At 61.6% G+C, this 18,055-nt stretch carries 15 protein-coding genes; 2 read left to right on the forward strand and 13 right to left on the reverse strand.

The window, feature by feature from the left end:
- Nucleotides 1-169: 169 nt before the first annotated feature.
- From NMB39_RS16580 to NMB39_RS16630, 11 genes are all read right to left on the reverse strand, one after another.
- On the reverse strand, nt 170-1,192 hold the full coding sequence (locus tag NMB39_RS16580; RefSeq protein WP_003191668.1) for an ABC transporter permease: 1,023 nt from the start codon (nt 1,190-1,192) through the stop codon (nt 170-172).
- A gap of 26 nt (nt 1,193-1,218) precedes the next feature.
- Complete coding sequence (locus NMB39_RS16585; RefSeq protein ID WP_494340420.1) at nt 1,219-2,772, reverse strand: sugar ABC transporter ATP-binding protein; 1,554 nt, start codon at nt 2,770-2,772, stop codon at nt 1,219-1,221.
- A 65-nt stretch (nt 2,773-2,837) separates the two neighbouring features.
- Nucleotides 2,838-3,773: a sugar ABC transporter substrate-binding protein gene (locus tag NMB39_RS16590; RefSeq protein WP_057022560.1), complete on the reverse strand. Its 936-nt coding sequence runs from the start codon at nt 3,771-3,773 to the stop codon at nt 2,838-2,840.
- A 49-nt stretch (nt 3,774-3,822) separates the two neighbouring features.
- Nucleotides 3,823-3,999 carry a hypothetical protein gene (locus NMB39_RS16595; RefSeq protein ID WP_494340419.1) on the reverse strand — a complete coding sequence of 59 codons (177 nt, stop codon included), beginning with the start codon at nt 3,997-3,999 and terminating at the stop codon, nt 3,823-3,825.
- A gap of 128 nt (nt 4,000-4,127) precedes the next feature.
- Nucleotides 4,128-5,156: a Gfo/Idh/MocA family protein gene (locus NMB39_RS16600; RefSeq protein WP_494340418.1), complete on the reverse strand. Its 1,029-nt coding sequence runs from the start codon at nt 5,154-5,156 to the stop codon at nt 4,128-4,130.
- A 155-nt stretch (nt 5,157-5,311) separates the two neighbouring features.
- Nucleotides 5,312-6,337 (reverse strand): bifunctional inositol 2-dehydrogenase/D-chiro-inositol 1-dehydrogenase, encoded by a 1,026-nt coding sequence (gene iolG / locus NMB39_RS16605; RefSeq protein WP_494340417.1) that lies wholly within the window; start codon nt 6,335-6,337, stop codon nt 5,312-5,314.
- A 19-nt stretch (nt 6,338-6,356) separates the two neighbouring features.
- The gene (gene iolD / locus NMB39_RS16610; RefSeq protein WP_494340416.1) at nt 6,357-8,288 is read right to left on the reverse strand and encodes a 3D-(3,5/4)-trihydroxycyclohexane-1,2-dione acylhydrolase (decyclizing); all 1,932 of its coding nucleotides are present in this window, start codon (nt 8,286-8,288) and stop codon (nt 6,357-6,359) included.
- Between the two features lie 10 nt (nt 8,289-8,298).
- Nucleotides 8,299-9,114 (reverse strand): TIM barrel protein, encoded by an 816-nt coding sequence (locus NMB39_RS16615; protein ID WP_464006401.1) that lies wholly within the window; start codon nt 9,112-9,114, stop codon nt 8,299-8,301.
- Nucleotides 9,115-9,139: 25 nt separating this feature from the next.
- Nucleotides 9,140-9,928, reverse strand: a complete 789-nt coding sequence (iolB, locus tag NMB39_RS16620; RefSeq protein WP_057022565.1) for a 5-deoxy-glucuronate isomerase — start codon at nt 9,926-9,928, stop codon at nt 9,140-9,142.
- Between the two features lie 3 nt (nt 9,929-9,931).
- Nucleotides 9,932-10,819, reverse strand: a complete 888-nt coding sequence (iolE, locus tag NMB39_RS16625) for a myo-inosose-2 dehydratase (protein WP_057022566.1) — start codon at nt 10,817-10,819, stop codon at nt 9,932-9,934.
- 165 nt (nt 10,820-10,984) lie between these two features.
- Nucleotides 10,985-12,922 carry a bifunctional 5-dehydro-2-deoxygluconokinase/5-dehydro-2-deoxyphosphogluconate aldolase gene (locus tag NMB39_RS16630; protein ID WP_057022567.1) on the reverse strand — a complete coding sequence of 646 codons (1,938 nt, stop codon included), beginning with the start codon at nt 12,920-12,922 and terminating at the stop codon, nt 10,985-10,987.
- Between the two features lie 284 nt (nt 12,923-13,206).
- On the opposite strand from NMB39_RS16630, the gene NMB39_RS16635 reads away from it, so the two are divergent.
- On the forward strand, nt 13,207-14,115 hold the full coding sequence (locus NMB39_RS16635) for a MurR/RpiR family transcriptional regulator (RefSeq protein WP_005787722.1): 909 nt from the start codon (nt 13,207-13,209) through the stop codon (nt 14,113-14,115).
- 7 nt (nt 14,116-14,122) lie between these two features.
- Here NMB39_RS16635 and pdxR read toward each other — a convergent pair whose 3' ends face one another.
- The gene (pdxR, locus tag NMB39_RS16640) at nt 14,123-15,535 is read right to left on the reverse strand and encodes a MocR-like pyridoxine biosynthesis transcription factor PdxR (protein ID WP_494340586.1); all 1,413 of its coding nucleotides are present in this window, start codon (nt 15,533-15,535) and stop codon (nt 14,123-14,125) included.
- A 93-nt stretch (nt 15,536-15,628) separates the two neighbouring features.
- On the opposite strand from pdxR, the gene NMB39_RS16645 reads away from it, so the two are divergent.
- Nucleotides 15,629-16,864, forward strand: a complete 1,236-nt coding sequence (locus tag NMB39_RS16645) for a multidrug effflux MFS transporter (RefSeq protein ID WP_494340415.1) — start codon at nt 15,629-15,631, stop codon at nt 16,862-16,864.
- A 102-nt stretch (nt 16,865-16,966) separates the two neighbouring features.
- On the opposite strand, the gene NMB39_RS16650 is transcribed toward NMB39_RS16645, so the two are convergent.
- Nucleotides 16,967-17,872: a hypothetical protein gene (locus tag NMB39_RS16650; RefSeq protein ID WP_056846465.1), complete on the reverse strand. Its 906-nt coding sequence runs from the start codon at nt 17,870-17,872 to the stop codon at nt 16,967-16,969.
- Nucleotides 17,873-18,055: the final 183 nt, after the last annotated feature.

An 18,055-nucleotide genomic window follows, 5' to 3' on the forward strand; every position in this document is an offset into this window, starting at 1 on the left:
TGTGGAGCTATATAGAAGACAAACGGTTGAAAGTGGCTGATCCCGGACTAAATGTGGGAGGGGGCTTGCTCCCAATAGCGGTGTGTCAGCTTGCACATCTGTTTCTGGCTGACCGCTATCGGGAGCAAGCCCCCTCCCACATTTGATCTGATTTGGCCCTTGGATTCACTCAGCGCTTGAGCTTGCGCTTATTACGGTATTGGTCGATCACCACCGCCACCACGATGATCAGGCCCTTGATGATGTCCTGGATATACGCGTCAACGCCGACGAAGGTAAACCCACTGGCCATCACGCCGAGGATCAGCGCGCCGATCACGGTGCCGGTGATGCGCCCTACCCCGCCCGCCAGGCTGGTGCCGCCGATCACCGCTGCGGCGATCGCATCCAGCTCATAGGACATGCCCATGCCCGCCTGGCCGGTAGCCGCACGTGCCGAAGCCACCACGCCGGCCAGGCCCGCCAGCAGGCCGGCGATGCTGTAGACGATGATCAAGTGGCGCTTGACGTTGATCCCCGAGGTGCGTGCCGCCTGCATATTGCCGCCGATGGCGTAGGTGTATTTGCCGTACTTGGTGTAGCGCAGGGCGATATGGAAGATCACCGCCACCACCAGAAAGATAATCACCGGCATCGCGCCATGGCCGATAGCCGTATAGGAATCCGAGAGCATGCTCACCGGCTGGCCTTCGGTGTAATAACGCGCCAGGCCACGGGCCGAGACCATCATGCCCAGGGTCGCGATAAACGGCGGGATGCCGGTCACCGCAATAATGCTGCCGTTGATTGCCCCGGCCAGCAGCCCTACGCCCAAGCCCATTGCCACCGGTATCCACACCGGCAGGTCGGTCAGGGACGGAAACACCGCCCGGGAAAAATCGGAGGTCTGCGCCAGGCTCGCGGCGATCATTGCTGACAAGGCCAGTACCGAGCCGGAAGACAGGTCGATCCCTGTGGTGATGATCACCTGGGTCACACCGATGGCCAGCAGGCCGATGATCGATACTTGCAGGATCATCAGCACCAGGCGCTGGGAGTTCATCAAGAAGCTCTGGTCGCGCACGATCCAGCCGAACAGTTCAAACACCAGGCCGATGCCGATCAGCACCAGGAAGATGCTCAGCTCGGTAGGCATGCGTCGACGGTTCTTGACCGGTGCCGTCGCCGGCTTGTTGTCTGTTATTGCGTTCATAACCCATCACCTTCTTATTCTGTAGATCAGTGGACCGCGGTCATACCGGAAGCCAACTGCATGACTTTTTCCTGGGTGGCCTCAGCGCGATCCAGGGTGCCCATCAGTTCGCCTTCGTGCATGACCATCACCCGGTCGCTCATGCCGAGCACTTCGGGCAGTTCGGAGGAAATCATGATCACCGCCATGCCTTCGCTGGCGAGGAAGGCGATCAAGCGATAGATCTCGGCCTTGGCGCCCACATCAATACCGCGGGTCGGCTCGTCGAGGATCAGCAGGCGTGGGTTGGTCATCAGCCAGCGTGCCAGCAAGGCCTTTTGCTGGTTGCCGCCGGACAAGGTGTCGATGCATTGTTCCAGGGACGGGGTTTTCACCCGCAGCTTCTTGCACATGTCTTCACACAACGCACGCAGGGCTTCCTGCTGGATGAAGCCGTTGCCCGAATAGTGCGGCAACACTGCCATCTCCATGTTTTCCAGTACCGACAGGCACGGGAACAGGCCGCTGAGCTTGCGGTCCTCGGTCAACAGCGCAAAGCCTTTCTCGATGGCCATGTGCGGGTCGGTAATACGCACCGCCTGGCCGTCCAGGGTGATTTGCCCACTGGTGCTTGGGGTGATGCCAAAAATCGTTTCTGCCACATTGGTGCGCCCGGAGCCCATCAGCCCGGCGATGCCGAGGATTTCCCCGGAGTGCAGGTCGAAGGATACGTTTTTGAATACGCCGTCCAGGCTCAGGTCGCGCACCGACAGCAGCAGCTCACCAATGGGCGTCTCGCGCACCGGGAACAACTGGCTCAGCTCACGCCCTACCATCATCGAGATCAGGCTGTCGCTGTTCATGCTGTCGGCACGTTGCAGGCCGATGTACTGGCCATCGCGGAACACCGCCACTTCATCGGCGATGGCGAACACTTCGTTCATTTTGTGCGTGATGTAGACGATGCCTTTGCCCTGGGACTTGAGGTCGGCAATGATCGAAAACAGGTGGGCCACCTCCTTGTCGGTGATCGCCGAGGTGGGCTCATCCATGATCAGGATGTCGGAGTCATAGGACACCGCCTTGGCAATCTCGACCATCTGCCGCTCGGCGATGCTCAGGTTGCCGACCTGTTCTTCGGGGTCGAGGTTGATGCGCAGGCGCGCCAGCAACTCGGCGGTGCAACGATGCATTTCGCGGTGGTTGACCATGTGCAGGCTGTTGAGCTGCTCGCGGCCGATCCAGATGTTCTCGGCGATGCTCATGTGCGGCATCAGGTTGAGTTCCTGGTGGATCATCGCGATCCCGGCTTTCTGTGCCGCCAGCGGTGTGTCAAACACGATGGGCTTGCCGCGCAGGCGGATTTCCCCAGCGTCGGGCTGATAGATACCGGCGATGATTTTCATCAAGGTCGACTTGCCTGCGCCATTCTCGCCCATCAGCGCCAGCACCGTGCCGGGACGCACACGCAGTTGTACGTCGGCCAGGGCCACGACGCCGGGAAAGCCTTTGCTGATGTTGACGATTTCCAACAGGTAGGGTTCGTCCAGCGGCAACGGCTGGATACCGGGAGGCTGCGAGACAGCGGCATGAGCGAGCATAAGACGGTACTCCATCAGCAGGGCGGGCACGACCGCCCTGCCGGTTCATTGTTGTGATGTCAGGGCTACTTGAACTGGGCGACGTTGTCCGGAGTAATCAGCTGGAACGGAATGATCACGTTCTGCTCGACCGGCTCGTTCCTGGCCATCTTGCGCGCCGCTTCCACCGACCCCACGGCCTGGCCCTTGGCGTCCTGGAACGCGGAGGCGGCCATGTCACCCTTGGTGATTGCATTCAAGCCGTCCGGCGTACCGTCGACACCCGCGATCAGCACGCTGCCCTTTTCCTTGCCGGCCGATCTCAGCGCCATGGATGCACCAATGGCCATCTCATCGTTGTTGGCCAGCACTGCGTTGAACTCGCGGCCTTGGGTCAGCCAGTCGTTGACCAGAGTCATGCCCTTGTCCCGCAGCCAGATGCCGGTCTGTTCCTGTTCGATCTTGATGTCCGGGTACTTGGCGAGTACTTCCTTCACGCCCTTGGTGCGGTTGGTGGTGGAGTTGTTCGCCAGGTCGCCCAGCAGGATCACGATCTTGCCCTTGCCACCGAGTTTCTCAGCGATGTACTGCATTTGCAGGCGACCGGCCTCGACGTCATCTGAGGTCACCGCCACCACGTCCTTGGGCAGGTCTTTCTGGTCGGGCCGGCGGTTGACGAATACCAGCGGAATGCCCGCCTTGGTCGCGGCACTGATGATGTTCTTGGTCGATGCGGTATCGACCGGGTTGACGATAATCGCGTCGACTTTCTGGCTGATGAAGTTCTCGACCTGGCTCAGTTGCTTGACCACATCGGCGCGGGCATCTTCGAACTGCAGTTGCACGCCATCGCCCTTGGGGTAGGACTTGGCTTGCTTGTCCATGTCTTCGCGCAGGTAGGTAAGGAAGGTGTCGTCGAACGCGGACATCGTGACGCCCACCTTGAGATCGGCGGCGCCGGCAACACCGCTGGCCAGCAGCATGGACAGGGCCAGCGCGGTAAAACGGATCGGGGTCTTCATGAACGGTCTGTCTCCACTTTCTTGTTGGTTTTTTTGGACGTTGCGTTGATCAGGCCTCGGCCGGCACTCGCACCACCGGCGCGCCCGGAATGCAGCAGACCAGCGCGCCCTGGTTTTCGACGCACAGCACATTGAGGAAGGAGAAGTAGAACGGCCGGGCGCGGGGCAGGCCGCGAGGCGTTTGGGCGGGGCGTAAAACTTGCAGTACAGCGTTGAAGATTTTCATCTGACGGTACCTGGTTGTTTTTGATCTTGTTTTTGTTGAGTCGCCCCAAACGTGTGCGGGACGGACTTTATGCAACCTGGAAAAGACTTTATTGGAAAATAATTTCCATATCAACCTGTTTTAGAATTTTATTCTATTTTTGTCGAAACCACCTGCTGGCGCTCGGCACTCAGGCGCGCGGCGTCCAATATACGGGTGGTTTCCAGTGCGTCATAGGCGCTTACCGGCAGCGGCCCCTGGCCCTGCACGGCCGCTTGCAATTGGCGATAGAACTGGGTCCAGCAGCCCTTCTCCGACGGCACCCGCTCACGTTCCGGCCCCTGCTCGAACCAGCCCCAGCGTCGATGTTCCTCGGCCCCCCAATGCTCGCCTTCGGTCTTCGGCGATTTACCGGCCATCAACGCGTCTTCCTGGCCATCCAAGCCTTCGACGGTGTAGCAACCCAAGCTGCCACTGACCCGAAAGCGTGGTGCCTGGCTGTTCTGCAAGGCGTTGCCCCACAGGTGTGAAATCACGCCATTGGCGTGGGTCAAGGAAACAAAGAAGCCGTGATCCACGCTGGGGTATTGCGCGGTGTAGTGCAGTTGGGCGAACACTCGATCCACCGGGCCGAACAGTTGCAGCGCCTGGTCCACCAGATGGCTGCCCAGGTCGCGCAGCCATCCGCCGCCACTGGCATTGCCCACAGCCTCTGGGCTGTAGCGCTCCACGCGGGATTCAAACCGGGTGATGCTGCCGAGGGCACCGGCGTCGATGAGTTTACGCAGGGTCAGGTAATCCGAGTCCCAGCGCCGGTTCTGGTAGACGCTGAGCAGGGAACCCTGGCGCTCGGCGGCGGTGATCAAGGCTTGGGCCTGTTCGGCGTTGGCGGCAAAGGGTTTATCGCTGACCACGGTTACACCGTGTTCGATGGCTTCCAGTACTAATGCAGGGCGGCCTTTGAGGGTGGTGGAGATGACCAGGGCATCGACGCCGGCCTCGACGATCTGGCCGATGGAGTCGAAGGCCTTCACGCCTGGAAGGTCGGTACTTAATTGCTGGCGGCGTTCGGCTGAGCGTGTGACGACGCCTACAAACGTCGCGCCTTGCAACGTTGCAATCAGCGGCGCATGAAAGAAGCGCCCTCCGTGGCCGTAGCCGACTAGTCCAATTCGCATGCATACACTCCTGACTTGAAGTGAAAACCAATCCAAATGTGGGAGGGGGCTTGCTCCCGATAGCGGTAGATCAGATACATACTGGGTGACTGACCCACCGATATCGGGAGCAAGCCCCCTCCCACATTGACCAGGTTCCACCTGTGAGATTGGGATCAGCTGTAGAAGTGTGGGCGATCCGGCAAGCTGACTTTCACAATCTGCCCGCTGCCCTGGGCTTCAATGCAGGCATCTGCCGCCACCGCCGCCGCATACCCATCCCAGGCCGACGGCCCACCCACCTGTCCAGCGCGCACGCTGTCAATGAAGGCCTGCAACTCCACGTCATAGGCGCCGATAAAGCGGTCCTTCCAGTCCATCAGGATCGCGTTGGACAGCTTCGCGTCACTGCGCAGTTGCACCTGGGACGGCTCCGGCAACTTGGCGATGCCGGTCTCCCCCACCACTTCGCACTGGATGTCGTAGCCGTATTGGCAGTTCACAAATACTTCCACGTCGATACGCGTGCCCTTGGCGGTTTCCAGCAGCACGATCTGCGGGTCGCGCAGGTGGGCCAGGGCCTTGCTGGTCTTGCGCGGGAACACCACCTGTACGCTAACGTAGTCGTCGTCGAGCAGCCAGCGCAACACATCCAACTCGTGGATCAGGGTGTCGGTGATCGCCATGTCGGTCTTGTAGTTCTCGCCCACCGTGGGGTTACGGTGCGCGCAGTGCAGCATCAACGGCTCGCCGATCTGGCCGCTGTCGATTACGGCTTTCAAGGCACGATAGCCTTCGTCATACGGACGCATGAAACCCACTTGCACCAGGCGCTTGCCATGGGCGACTTCGGCTTCGACGATCTTGCGACAACCTTCGGCGGTGACCGCCAGGGGCTTTTCACAGAACACCGGTTTGCCGGCGGCGATGGCGGCCAGTACGAACGCTTCGTGGCTTGGGCCCCATGAAGTCACCAGCACCGCTTCGACCTGCGGCGAGCTGATCAGTGCATGGCCGTCCGGGTACACCTCTGCGTCCAGCTTCAAGTCCGCGACCACCTTGGCGGCCTGCTCAAGGTTGATATCGGTGACCGCCACCACCTGGCTGTTGAGCAGGGTCTGGCTGCAACGACGGATATGGTCACGGCCGATGGCGCCTGTGCCGATTACACCTAACCGCAGTGAATTAGAAAGCAAAGACATGCAAACACTCCTCTTGTTATTAGTACTGCCGGGCTTTCGCCAGGTGTTCATTGAGTTTTTTCGCAGCGGCATTGGTGCGTTCGCTGGTGGACACCTGCGCCACGCCCACCCGCCACCACGACAGGTAGCCGTGGATCATGGTCTTGGGCAGCACCTTGATATCGATCAGGGTCGAGACGGACTGCGCGCGCGCATCCGCCAGGGCCGCTTCGAGCTGTTCCACCGTGCTGACCTTGTAGGTCTTGCAGCCATAGGCCGCCGCACTCATGGCGAAGTCCACCGGCACCAGGCCACCGTCGAGCTTGCCGCTCTCGGGGTTGCGGTAGCGGAACTCGGTGCCGAAGCTGTCCATGCCATTGCCGATCTGCAGGTTGTTGATACAGCCGAAAGCCATGTTGTCGAGCAGCACCACGTTGATCTTGCGCCGCTCCTGGATCGAGGTGGCCAGTTCCGAGTGCAGCATCATGTAGGAGCCATCACCGACCAGCGCATAGACCTCCTTGGTCGGCTCGGCCAGCTTCACGCCAAGGGCCGCGTTGATCTCGTAGCCCATGCACGAATAGCCGTATTCGACGTGGTAGGTGTTGACGCCCTTGCTGCGCCAGGCCCGTTGCAAATCCCCAGGCAGGCTGCCGGCGGCGGCGACGATGATCGCGTCGTCGGCCAGGCTCTGGTTGAGCACGCCAAGCACCCGGCTTTGGGTCAGGCATGAGCCGGTCAGCTCGATAAATTCACGCAGTACTCCACGGTCCAGGTGGTCGTCGACTTCGGGGACGAACCCATCGCCCTGGTATTCCACCTGATGCACACGATCCACTTCGGCATCGAGTTGCGCCTTGGCGTCAGCGATTTGCTCACCCCAGCCGGAGCGGTAATCGCCCAGGGCGTCAGCCAGCGCTTGAAGGGCGACCTTGGCATCCGCCAGCACTTGCACGCCGTCGAGTTTCAAGGCGTCGCACGGGCTGATATTGAGGTTGAGAAACTTCACCTCGGCGTGCTTGAACAGCGATTTGGACGAGGTAGTGAAGTCGGTATAACGGGTGCCGATACCGATGATCAGGTCGGCTTCGGGCGCCAGCAGGTTGGCCGCCAGGCAGCCGGTTTCGCCGATGCCGCCGACATTCAGCGGATGGCTGGAAACCACTGCGCTCTTGCCCGCCTGGGTTTCCGCGAAGGGAATCGCAAAGCGCTCGGCGAAGGCTTGCAGCGCGGCATTGGCGCCGGAGTACTTCACCCCGCCACCGCAAATGATCAGCGGCTTGCGCTTACCATGAAACGCGGCAAGCGCATCACCGATCATCGCCGCAGTGGCCGGGCGCCGGTCGATGCGGTGCACGCGTTTTTGCAGGAAGTAGTCGGGATAGTCCCAGGCTTCGGCCTGTACGTCCTGTGGCAAGGCCAGGGTCACCGCGCCGGTTTCCGCGGGATCTGTGAGCACGCGCATGGCCTGGATCGCCGCCGCCATCAATTGCTCAGGGCGGTTGATGCGGTCCCAGTATTTGCTCACGGAGCGAAACGCGTCGTTGGTGCTGATGCTCAGGTCGTGGAACTGCTCGATCTGCTGCAGCACCGGATCCGGCTGGCGGCTGGCGTAGACATCGCCGGGCAACAGCAGCAAGGGGATGCGGTTGGCCGTGGCGGTGGCTGCGGCGGTGAGCATATTCGCAGCGCCAGGCCCGACCGAAGCCGTGCACGCATAGATCTTGCGCCGCAGGTGCTGCTTGGCAAAGCCGATGGCGGCATGGGCCATGCCCTGCTCGTTGCGGCCCTGGTGCACCACCAACTCGCCGCTGTCCTGCTCCAGGGCCTGGCCGAGGCCCAACACGTTGCCATGGCCGAAAATGGTGAATACGCCGGCAACAAACTTGCTCTGCACGCCGTCGACTTCGATGTATTGGTTATCCAGGAACTTCACCAGGGCCTGGGCCATGGTCAATCGTGTGGTGGTCATGACGCGCCCCTTATGATTTTTGCAGGTGGGCGATGCTTGCCCCCACGGCCTGCTGGATATCCGCTAAACCATGCACGCTTTCGGCAAACGGCTCGAACGACAGATAGCCGCTGTAGCCGGTACTCAACAGGGTGTCGATCTGCGCCGCATTGCCGAGGATATCGCCCTCGCCCACCAGTACGCGGTGGCCGTCGCCAATCGCGTTGAGCGGCGCGTCGCGATCCTCCACCCCGGAGATATGCACCAGGCCGGTCAGTTCGGGAAAGAACTCATGCTCGCCGGCCAAGTGATGGTGGAAGGTGTCATGCACCACACGGAACACATCCAGGCCACCGATGGACTTGATCGCTTCCACCGCCACGCGCTTGCGACGCAGGGCGGATACTTCGAAACCAAGGGGTTCGACAAAACCAAGAATCCCGTACTCGCGCAGGATGGGTGCCAATTCGCTCAACGCGGTGCGCAAAGCGGCGGCGCGCTGCGCGTCGGTGCGCGTGTCGCCGGGCTCATTGAACGGGCACATCACCAGACCCTGGGCACCGCATTCACGGGCGTAGGTGGCAAGCTCCAACGCTTGGGCACGGCGCTCGTCGTTCCACACGTCAAAGGGGTACAGCGCGTTGATCGACAGCACCGTAATACCCTGCGCCGCGCACAACTCACGTACGCGAGTGGCGGGCATGCCGTATTCGATTTCGCGGTTCTTGAGGTCGTTGCGGATCTCGATGGCATCGCACTTGAGGGCTTTGGCCATCTGGATGAAATCCGCCAGGGCCAGGTCAGGCGCGACCATGCGGTTAAGGGCAAAACGTAGCGGCGACTTCATTGTTGTTGTTCTCCGTCCAAACCGTTTAAAGGTCCAGCAGCCAGCTGTGCTGCGGGTCGTTATGGAAATGCCAGGCGCGCTTGGGGCCGGCCATCACGTTGAGGTAATACGACTCGTAGCCGTATGGCACGCTGACCGGGTGGTAACCCTTGGGCACCACCACCAGGTCGCTGTTTTCCACGGCCATGGCCTGGTCGATGCTGCGGTCATCGGTGTACACGCGCTGGAAGACAAAGCCCTGGGGCGGGTTGATCTGGTGGTAATAGGTCTCTTCCAGGAAGCTCTGGTGCGGCAGGTCGTCGGTGTCATGCTTGTGCGGCGGGTAGCTTGAGGAATGCCCCGACGGTGTGCGCACTTCCACCACCAGCAGCGAATGGGCCGGCTCGCTATCGGGCAGGATGTCGCACACGTAGCGGGTGTTGGCGCCTTTGCCACGCACACTGCGCTTGCACTGCTCGGGGCGGATCAGGCGCGGGGCAAAACCCTGGGCACCCGGAGCGGCGCAGACGGCGATCTGTACATCGCTCAAGGCGCTGACCTGGGCGTCGGTGCCGGGCGGCAGGTAGGCGGCGAACGGTGATTTGTCTTCGAACACCGACTGGCGATCACCGACGTTCTGCCAACTGAAACCTTCGCCTTCGATGTTTACCCGACCGCTGAGCAACACCAGGCACAACTCCTGATCGCCCGCGCTGATCGGCAGGCTTTCGCCCAGGCTCAGGCGGTAGGCGGCAAAGCCTACGTATTCCAGGCGCCCGGCTTCCAGGGCGACCATGGTTTGCCCGCGTTTGCTGCTTTTGACCAACAAGCTCATCACTCAAGTCCTCTGGTTGAGAAGCGCACGCAAGGTGTCATAACCTTTTTTTGCGTAGATATAGCTGGGCGCCACGGCCGGGTCCTGCTCGGCTTCCACCACCAGCCAGCCCTCATAGTTCGCAGCCAGCAGTACGTCCAGCAACGGTGCAAAATCGATGTCGCCATCGCCGGGCACAGTGAACGTGCCGTTGACGATGCAATCGGGAAAGCTCCACATCTGGTTGCGCGCCAGTTGCACCACGGGTTTGCGCACATCCTTGAAATGCACGTGGCAGACACGGTCGATATGCTTGCGCAACACCTCGACGGGTTCGCCGCCGCCCATGTAGCAGTGGCCCGAATCGAACAGCAGGCCGACTTCCGGCCCCGTGCGCTGCATCAGCTGGTCGATGTCTTCGGGGGACTCGACATAGGCGCCCATATGGTGGTGGTACGCCAGGCGTACCCCCTGGGACAGGGTGAAGCGCGCCAGTTCGGTAAGTTTGTCGGCATAGTCCTGCCAAGCCTGCTCGCTATGGAAACGCGGGCGTTCGATCAAACGAATGCGCGAGCCCTGGATCGAATCAGCCACTTCGCCATACACCAGCACCGAGGCGCCGTTGTGCCTGAGCAGTTCGACATGGCCGGCAATCGCCTCGATTTCCTCGGCCACGGAGCGACGGGCCAGGCGGCTGGAGTACCAGCCGGAGACGAGGGCCAGGTCATAGGGGCGCAACACGTCGCCGACACCCTTGGCATCTTTGGGGAATTTGCCGTTGAGTTCAAAACCTTCGTAGCCGATGTCCTTGCCTTCGCTCAGGGCCGTGCTCAGCGGGGTTTCACCGCCGAGGGCCGGCAGGTCGTCGTTGCTCCAGGAGATCGGGTTGATGCCAATTCGGATTGCGGGCATGGCTGCACCTTTATTGTTTTAGCCTGAGATCACTGGGATCAGCCTGTGTGGGAGGGGGCTTGCTCCCGATGGCAGTGGGTCAGTTGATAAATAGGTACCTGATACACCGCTATCGGGAGCAAGCCCCCTCCCACATTTGATTGCATTGCACCTTTAGAACTGTGATTAAGCTCTGGAACTGCGCCAGGCATTGATGAGTTGTTCGAAGGTAGCCTGTACCTGCTGGATCAAGGTCTCATCATCGATCTCCCCCGCCATCCACGCCCGGCTCGGCTCCTGGAAGATCGTGCGGCCTACGGCAAACCCACGGCAGGTGGTGCTCAGGCGTGCTTGCTGGAAACCATCGGCGAGGCATTCGGCGGACGCGTTCAGGCCCAGCAGCACCACGCCCCGGCAGTACGGGTCGCGCTCCTGGATCAGTTCGTCAAGCTTCTTCCAATCCTCGGCTGACTGCGCCTCGATCTTCCACCAGGCCGGGTAGATACCCAGGTTGTACAGGCGCTTGAGGCTGCGGTAGAGCACGTCGGGATAAGTCGATGGATGATCCTTGGGCGGGATGACTTCCAGCAGCAGCTCATGCCCGCTCACGATGGAGGCCTCGTACACCGCCTTGAGTTGCGCTTCCTGCTCCAGGCGCAGCATCGGTTCGTCATCGGGGTGGAATTGCACCAGGCACTTGATGATCTGTTCCTGGGGCCAGGCAATCAGGTTGCTGCCCACCGAGCGTCCGTGTTCGAACGCCAGGGGCCGCGAGTTCTGCACTTCCACCGGGCGTGCGATCCACCAGCCGCGACCGCTGGCGGCGTTGAGGGCATCCTGGCCGAAACGTTGGTCGGCGAGCAGGCCCACGTCGGCCTCGACGCCCTGCTCGCCGAGCTTGCGCTCCACGCGTTCGATGGCCTGGATAAACAACTGCTTGATCGCGCTGATGCGCGTCGGGTCCTGACCGCCCTTTTGCGCCAGGTCCACCAGTTGCCAGCGGTGGTCGAAGGCAAACACGAACAATTGCTTCCAGGCCTTGCGCGGCACCGTTACGCGGTGCAGGCGTTGCAGGGTCACGTCCTGGTCCGGGCGGGTAATGGGCACCGGGCTGCTGAACAGGTACTCAAGCTCGGCGGGTGTCGGCATGGCCGGCGCACAGGCATGGCGCGAAACCACCAGGCCGCCACAGGCATTGGCCAACTGACTGCAACGTTCATCGCTAGCGTCATTGATCCAACCGCTGAGGAAGCCTGACATAAAGGCATCGCCGGCCCCCAGCACATTGAGCACTTCCACGCGCACACCGGGGTAGATCGCCCCGTCCTCCAGCCGCGCAGGAATCGCGCCGTGAATGACCGTACAACCCTGGGGACCCAGCTTGACTACCAGGGTCGCAGGCGTCAGTTCGCGTACGGTGCGCAACGCGGTGAGCAGGTCTTCACTGCCACCGGCGATAAGGAATTCTTCTTCAGTGCCGACGATCAGGTCGAAACGCGGCAGGATCTTCTGCACATGCTGGCTGACATTCTGGTCGGCGACGAAACGGGTTTCGCCATCGGCCTTGCCCGCCAGGCCCCACAGCACCGGGCGGTAGTCGATGTCCAGCACGCGCTTGACGTTGTGCCTGGCGGCGTAATCCAAGGCCTGGATGCTGGCCTTGTACACGCCGTCGGTGGAGAAGTGCGTGCCGGTGATCAACAGCGCTTTGCTGGAGGCAATAAAGGCCTCGCTGATGTCTTCAGCGCGCAGGGCCATGTCCGCGCAGTTTTCGCGGTAGAACACCAGAGGGAAGGTTTCACGATCCTTGAGGCCCAGCAGCACCAGGGCGGTGAGGCGCTCCGGGTCGACCTTGATACCGCTGACATCGCAGCCTTCACGGGCCAGGGATTCCACCAGAAAACGGCCCATATGGTCGTCGCCCACGCGGCTCAGCATCGCTGACTTGAGACCCAGCCTGGCGGTGCCGAAGGCGATGTTGGCGGAAGAACCGCCGAGGTACTTGGCGAAGCTGGTCACGTCCTCAAGCCGCGCACCGACTTGCTGCGCATAGAGGTCGACGCCCAGGCGCCCGAGGCAAATCAGATCCAATTGACGCCCACTGGCAAAACGAGTCTGGCCCATGCTGGCTCCTGTTATTTTTATCAGCCTGCGTTGTGCCGCCGTGGCGACGGCAAACGCTCTTGGTGGGAGCAGACTAGAACGTCCAGCGGCGGCAATCAATATTTATTCCATAATTATTTTTAGTGGAATATTTTTTCCAATACGTCAGCATAGCGGCACGCCAGCGCCCGTGCACCGTTTCAGCAGGCCACACGGGCCGTGATGCCGAGGTATTTTTTTGCGCCTACCCTGTAGACTTGCGCCACCCATCAGCGCATCAGACGAACACGCCAGAAGGATTGCCCATGTCCCGCACCGATCCCGAGACCACCCTGGAAGAAACTGTCGCCAGCCCTCCGATCAATGCCGAACGCCTGTTGCAGCTGATCACCGACGAATACGAGAGCCTGCCGCGCCAGCTCAAGCGCATCGCCAGCTACATGAGCCAGCAGAGCGACCGGATCATGGTCGACCGCATCAGCGATATTGCCCGCGAATGCGAAGTGCACCCCTCGGCCATCGTGCGGTTCTCCCAACGTTTCGGCTTCAGCGGGTTCAGCGAGATGCAGGCGCTGTTTCGCGAGGCATATACCCACAAGACCACGCCGGTGCAGAACTACCAGCAGCGCATCCGCAGCATGATCGCCAACAAATCGCAGAAGGCCAGCGGCGGCGACCTGGCGCGCGAATGCGTCAACGCGACCCTTTCCGGCATCGAGCGCCTGGGCCTGGAGCTGGACGATGCCGCCTTCGAGAAAGCCGTGGACCTGGTGGTCAATGCCGACAACATCTACGTGGTTGGCGTGCGTCGCTCCTTCGCGGTGGCCGACTACCTGGTCTACAACCTGCAGCACACCAACAAGCGCATCCACCTGATCTCTGGCCTGGGCGGCAGTTATCGCGAGCAGATGCGCAGTGTGCGTGCCAATGACCTGGTGATTGCGATCAGCTTCACGCCCTACGGCAAGGAAACCCAGCACTGCCTGCGCATCGCCCAGCATCATCAGGCCAAGACCCTGATCATCACCGACAGCAACCTGTCGCCGCTGGCCAAGCGCGCGAATGCGGTGCTGTTGGTCAATGAAGGTTCCTCGTTCGCCTTCCGCTCGTTGAGCGCCACCTTGTGCCTGTGCCAGGCGCTGTTTATTGCGGTGGCGTATCGGTTGGAATTGAAGGTGGATGAGATTCATGAGCAGGTCGGGTTCGACGACTGACGCGCTCCTACAGTAGTTGCGCCAGGGCCCGGCCGTGGAAGCGGATCTGCGCGAGGGTCAACGCGGTGTAGCCGATAATCACGGCGGGCGGCAACGTCACATAGACACAAAACTTGCCCAACGGCTGCAAGCTCAGCCCGGCGTCGGCGGCGCGGGCGCAGAAGTCCGCCTCTTGCACCCCGGCCGGCAACCACAACACAAAATGCAGCCCGGCCTGCTGGCCACTGACCGTGACACCCTCCGGCAGACAGGCAAGCAACGCATCCCGCCGCGCCTGATACGCCTGGCGCGACGCCCGCAGGTGCCGCACTAAGGCACCACTGCCAAGAAACTCCACCAAGCCCAACTGGTCGGTTGCGCCCACTGAATGCCCGGTCAGTTGCAAGGTGCGCAGCAGTGCCGGGCGCAGGACCTTGGGCACCACCATGAAGCCGACCCGCAAGCCGGGAAACAGGTTTTTGTTGAAGCTGCCGCAATAGAGCACGCGGTCGTTCGAATCCAGGGACTTGAGCGCCGCCAGGGGTGCGCTGTTGTAGTTGTACTCGCTGTCGTAGTCATCCTCCACCACCCAGGCATCCGCCCGGTTCGCCCAGTCCAGCAGTGCCAGCCGACGTGACACCGACAGGGTCACGCCCAGCGGCGCCTGGTGCGCTGGGCTGACATAGGCCAGCCGTGCGTGTTCGGGGAGCTGGTCGGTATCGAGGCCTTCGGTGGTGACCGCGATCGCCTGGACCCGCGCCCCGGCGAGGCTGAATAAACGCCGCGCCGGTGTGTAGCCGGGGTCTTCGACACAGGCGGTGTCACCTGGCTGGAGCAGCGTGCGCGCAATCAGGTCAAGGCCATGGCGAATGCCCGTGGTGACGATCACTTCATCTGCCTCGCACTGCATGCCGCGATAGCGGCGCAGGTAGTCCGCGATCAGTTCGCGCAAGGCCGGCAACCCGCCGGGGTGCGCAGCCTCCAGCACGCCGGGGCCTGCCGCCAGCAACCCGCGGGAGAGGCAGCGCGCCCAGGTTTTCAGGTCGAACAGGCTGGCATCCGGGCGTCGTGCGACAAAGGGCACGTGGCTCTGCACGCCGGCGTGAGGTAAGTCGGGCTCAACCGGTCGGCGCAGGTTTTGCTTGGCCACCGGGGCTGCGATGAACTGCTCCGGAATCACCGCACACACCCGCGTGCCCGAGCCGGCCACACGCTGCACATAGCCTTCGCTGTGCAAACGGTCAAAAGCGGCCTCAAGGGTGCCACGTGAGACCTGCCAGCGCTCGGCCAGGCTGCGGGTCGACGGCAAACGACTGCCTGCCGGCAACTGTCGAGCCAGGATTGCCTCGCGCAACGCCTCGTAGGCGCCCTGCTGCTTGCCTGCATCCAGCGTATCGGGGCGCGGCAGGTCAAGGTTGGAGGCAGCTTTTCCGCGGCTCATAGTGGTCCAGTCATCCATGGCATAAGTGGTCCTGAGGATTAAACCACAAAGTCGCTAAAGTCCGGGCTCTACCCATTGCGAAGAAACCCGCCCATGACTCAACGCCTTCTCGCTCCCTGGTTCTGGCTGACTTTGCTGACGGTCCTGGTGGGCCTGCCGCGCCTTACCCTGGATTTGCATTTGCCCGCCCTGCCCGCCATGGCCGACTACTTCCACACCCAGGACAGCCAGTTGCAACTGGTCCTGACCCTGTACACCCTCGGCTCGGCGATTTCCCTGCTGGTCAGCGGCCCGCTCACCGACCGCCTCGGCCGACGCCCGGTGCTGTTGGCCGGATTGACGCTGTATGTGCTGGCGACCGTGACCTGCGCCGTGGCCGATAGCCTCGGCGTGTTGGTCATTGCGCGGCTGTTCCAGGCGCTCGGCGGGTGCTGCACCACGGTGATCGGCCGAGTGATCGTGCGCGATTATTTTGACCGCGATGAGCAGGCGCGCCTGCTGGGGTTGATCTCCATGGCGATGGCCGTATCGCCCATGGCCGCGCCGGTGCTCGGTAGCCTGTTATTGCCGCTCTTGGGTTGGCGTGGCTTGTTTGTATTGCTCGGGGTGATCGGTTGCGTGCTTTGCATAATCGTCCAACGCCGCCTGCCTGAAACCCGCCCGCCGCAAGTGGCCGCTGCACCGCCCAACCACTTGCTGCGCACCTACAGCCAACTGCTGCGCGAGCGCTACTTCCTGCGTTATGCCTTGGCGATTGGCTGCGCGTACAGCACGTATTTTCCGTTTATCAGCGAGTCTTCGGCATTGCTGCAACGGGGCTTTGATTTGACGCCGACCGCCTACGCCCTGGTGTTTGCCGCGACAATCAGCGGTTATATGCTCGGCGCCAACCTGTTCCGGCGCCTGGTGCAGCGGTTCGGGGCCGACCGCTTGATCAGCGTCGCCATCGGCTTGAATGTGCTGGGCAGCGTCACGCTCGCGCTAGCCACGGCACTGCTGCCACAGGCGTGGCTGGCCATCGTGGTACCGATGGTGGTGATCATGGTGTCGGTGGGCCTGACGATGCCTGCCTGCCAGCTGTCTGTGTTGCAGCCGTATGGTGCGATTGCCGGCACGGCGTCGGGGCTGTTCTTTTTTATCCAGATGTTTGTCACGGCACTGAGCAGTTGGGCCACCGGGCTGCTGTCGGACGGTACTTCGCAGCCGTTGGTGATCATGACCTCGCTTGCCAGCGCATTACTGGTGACAAGCTGGCTGATCCTGCGCAAAACGCAAAGTGGGAGGGAACAAAGTCCCTCCCACTCTTCACCGAGCCAGGCTCGGGTTTAGTGCATGAAGATCGCGATCAGGATGATCAGCGGAATCGGCACGCCGAGGAACCACAGCAGTAATGAGCGCATCATATTCTCCTTAGAATGAACGGGCCTTGAATTAACGAACGTAGTTTTCGGTTTCTACATACACCACGGCATCCCGGCGACGACCGCCAAAGGTAGCGGCGAAACTGGCGAAGAACGCACCGATCAGCAGCGCCACGAAGGTCCACAGCGAGGTATAGGCGGCAACTTTCGCGGCGGTGTCGGCGGCTTGCTTGGCTTTTACCTTGGCATCTTCGATGGCTTTGCGGGCATCGCCGTAGACTTTGTCGATGCGCGCTTCGGCATCGGCCTGGCTGAGGTTGGTGCGCTGGCTGATCAACTGGGCCAGGTAGGCACGGTCTTCAGCGGCAAGTTGGCCGTCATTGCTCAGGGTGCGGGCAAAAATGCGACCGACCACGGCGTGGGCGGCGTCATCGCTGACTGCGGCTGGGCGGTCATCGCGGAACAGGCTGTCGACGTAGTAGCCGAAGTCACCACTATCGGCACCCTGTGCTGCGTTGCCGGCCGCTTGGGTCATGCCACTGGCGGCGCCCGACGCGACACTGGCACCGGCTTGCACGCCGCCGCTGACGACGCTGCTGACGGAACCGACCACCAACATCGCGGTGATCAGTGTCGCCACTGCCCAGGCCAGGAAGCCATGGGCGGTGTCGCGGAAGTACACCTCATCGCCATGCATATTGGCCCACTTTACCCGCAACCGACCGGCGATGTAGCCGCCCAGGCCCGACGCAACAATCTGGGTAAAGGCCAGCCAGACAATCGTGGAAATGCCCAGGCCCTTGGCACTGATGCCACTGTCGGCCCACGGCGAGACCGCCGAAAAGCCTAGGCCGAAGCCCAGCAGCACCAGAATTAATGACAAGGCAGCCGCCGCAGCGGCCCCGGCGAAGATCGCCCCCCAGGAAACCCCGGAGAGCGTGCTCGACTCTTGCAGCGTGGATGAGGATGTGATCATTGTTGTATCGCTCCAGGCATGAAAAATAGTGTTACAAGTCCCAAAAGGGACAGTGCAGGCACCATGCCACTTGGCACATAATAAAAAATCATTATTTTTCAACAAGTTAGCCAAATTGAACTTACTCGAACCATGCAAGTTGCAAGAAATGACTGTTCTGAACGGGCGTTATGCATTCTTCCG

This window comes from Pseudomonas sp. FBCC-B545 (assembly GCF_059134095.1).